The 2,135-nt window shown below is 76.3% G+C and carries 1 protein-coding gene and 1 pseudogene; both read left to right on the forward strand.

What is annotated here, in order from left to right; translation table 11 throughout:
- Positions 1 to 28: 28 nt before the first annotated feature.
- Positions 29 to 1,177: pseudogene (locus AE652_RS40125) on the forward strand (alpha/beta hydrolase family protein); the annotation flags it as partial.
- A 153-nt stretch (positions 1,178 to 1,330) separates the two neighbouring features.
- The coding region (locus AE652_RS40130) for a hypothetical protein (RefSeq protein WP_049660659.1) at positions 1,331 to 2,135 on the forward strand (805 nt) is incomplete at its 3' end.

The following is a 2,135-nucleotide window of genomic DNA, read 5'->3' on the forward strand; positions in this document are numbered from 1 at the left end:
GGCGCCCGGTTCGAGGCCGTGACGACCGGCCTGCGTCGGCCTGATCGCCACGGGCCCGGTGGCCGCCTGGGCCTTTCCCGTCCCGGTGTTCCCCGAGCCGTCGGGCGGCTTCGCGGTCGGCACCCGCGTGGTGCAGTGGACCGACCCGCACCGCCCCGAGACCTTCACCGCCGACCCGAACGACCTGCGCACCGTCGTGGTCCAACTCTGGTACCCCGCGGGGAAGATCCCCGCGGGCGCGCAGCGGGCCCAGTACCTCGGACGCACCGCGCAGGAGGCGCGCACCGTCTCCGGGGCCCTCGCCCGGGGCGTCGGCCTGCCGGGCTTCCTGGTCGACGGCGTCCCGCGCGCCCGCAGCCGTTCGGTCTTCGACGCCCAGGTGGCCGGCGGCGGCGAGCGGTTCCCGGTCGTGCTGTTCTCCCCCGGGTCGGGCGGGGTGCGCACCCAGAACACCGCGTGGGCGGAGGAACTGGCCAGCCACGGCTACGTGGTGGCCGCCCTCGACCACCCGTACGACTCCGCCGCCGTCGTCCTCGCCGACGGCCGGACGATCGGCACCGAGACCGCCTCCAGCGGCGACCGGGACAGGGACGACGAGCTGGCGGCCGGCTGGACGGCCGTCCGGGCCGGCGACCTCGGCTTCGTCCTCACCCAGCTGGACGCCCTGGAGCGCGGCGGGATCGCCGACCCGCTGACCGGACGCCTGGACACCGGCCGGGTCGCGGTGACCGGCCACTCCATGGGCGGCGCCGCCGCCCTGCAGGCGGCCCGGCAGGACCGCCGCTTCGCCGCCGTCGTCGACCTGGACGGCTACCCCCACGGCCCCACCGCGCCCGCCCTCGACCGGCCGACGCTCGCGCTCACCCAGGCCATCACCCCGGACAGCGACCCGCGCTACCTGCCCCGCCTCACCGAGGCGCTCGACTCCAGCACCGCGCCGAGCTACCGGCTCACCGTCCCCGGCGCCGCCCACCTCACCTTCATGGACGGCCCCCTGTACCTGCCGCCGGTGCCCTCACTCGTCGGCACCCTGGGCCGCACCGGGGGCCCGCGCACCGTCGCCGCGGCCACCCTCGCCTTCCTGGACGCCGTCCTGCGGGACAAGCCCGGCGACCCGGCCGGCGCCCTGCGCTCCTACGGCGACCTCAGCGTCCACCGCCCGGGCACCCCCGGCTGACGCCGGGTGACGGAGCGCCCCCATCAGGGCAGTTGTCGCGAACGCCCGTTCTGTGCGTGACCGTTGTGGTACGTTCCGTAATCCAACCGAAAACAGGCGACCCCGGCGGTGCGCTAACACCCCGGGGTCCGGCAACAGGAGCCAACACTCCCGATGCGCGTCCATCGTAGCGCCCCCGTGCGCGACTTCACCGTGCTGCCCAACGCCGTACTCCAGTACCGACGGCTCTCCTACACCGCCCGGGGCCTGCTCGCGGACCTCCTCTCCCGGCCCGACGGCTGGCGCGAGGACGGTCGGCACATGGCCGACACCAGCCCCCAGGGGCGCGGCGCGGTCCGCAGGGCCCTGAAGGAGCTGGCCGACGCCGGGTACTACCGGGTCGAGAAGATCCGCCTGCCCGACGGCACGATCATCACCGAGACCCACGTCTACGACGTCCCTCGGGCCGCAGCGCCGAGTACCACCCGCCCGGTCCCCGGTGGAGCGAGCACCGGCCGCGCTGACACCCTTTCAAAGGACCGGCACCAAGAACCCCCCCTCCCCGCCGAATCGCCCGTCGAACCGCCCGACGGGCGGGCGGACGGGCAGTCCGACGAGCAGCTCCGCGAGGCGGTCGCCACGCTGTTCCGGGTGATCCGCCCCGAGCCGCGCCTGCGCCTGGGCGAGGCCGAAGCCCGCGCACTCGCGCCCCTGGTCGCCCGGTGGCTGGAACGCGGCAGCACCGCCGCCGACCTCGCCCAGGCCCTGCTGCCGGGCCTGCCCGCCCCGATGCACTCGGCGGCCGCCGTCCTCCGCCACCGCCTGGAGCACAAGCTGCCGCCCGCCCCAAGCACCGTACGGACCGGGGCACTTCGGTACGCCGAGTGCGCGGCGTGCCACGACCCGGTGCCCGAACCCGGCATCTGCGGCCCCTGCGCGGGCCTCACCCCCCGCCCCGTCGCGGTCGGCGGCGGCGAGG

Source organism: Kitasatospora sp. MY 5-36 (assembly GCF_001182915.1).
Taxonomy (GTDB): Bacteria; Actinomycetota; Actinomycetes; order Streptomycetales; family Streptomycetaceae; genus Kitasatospora.